Genomic DNA, 418 nt, shown 5'->3' with positions numbered 1-418 from the left:
ACCGCCACGCTGACCGATGCCAACGGCAATCCGGTCACCGCGCAAAATGGTCCGGTCACCGTCACGCTCGACAGCGGCAAAACCATCACCATCGCCGCCGGCGCAAGCTCGGGCGTGCTCGATGTAGCCGTCGGCAATGATGTGTACCAAGGTCCGACGACGGTGACTGAGTCGATTGCCTCGGCATCCGGCGGTAACCTGGAAGCCATTGCTCCAAATACGGCGCCGGTCAGCACCGTCGTTAGTGATGTCAACGACACCACCACCGTAACGCTGACTGCTACGCCGACCGTGAACGAAAACGGCACCATCACTTACACCGCGACGCTGACCGATGCCAATGGCAACCCAGTCACCGCGCAAAATGGTCCGGTCACTGTCACGCTCGACAGCGGCAAGACCATCACCATCGCCGCGG

The 418-nt window shown here is 61.7% G+C and carries 1 protein-coding gene; it reads left to right on the top strand.

The genetic code is table 11. From position 1 onward, the window contains the following. The coding region (locus Q7F16_RS30090) for an immunoglobulin-like domain-containing protein (RefSeq protein ID WP_409557482.1) at positions 1-418 on the top strand (418 nt) is incomplete at both ends.

The sequence above is a fragment of the Pseudomonas sp. Lb2C2 genome, from assembly GCF_052112205.1.
GTDB classification, from domain to species: domain Bacteria; phylum Pseudomonadota; class Gammaproteobacteria; order Pseudomonadales; family Pseudomonadaceae; genus Aquipseudomonas; species Aquipseudomonas kilonensis.
The sequence above is the reverse complement of the archived record's forward strand: the minus strand, read 5'-3'. Positions and strand labels throughout refer to the sequence as shown.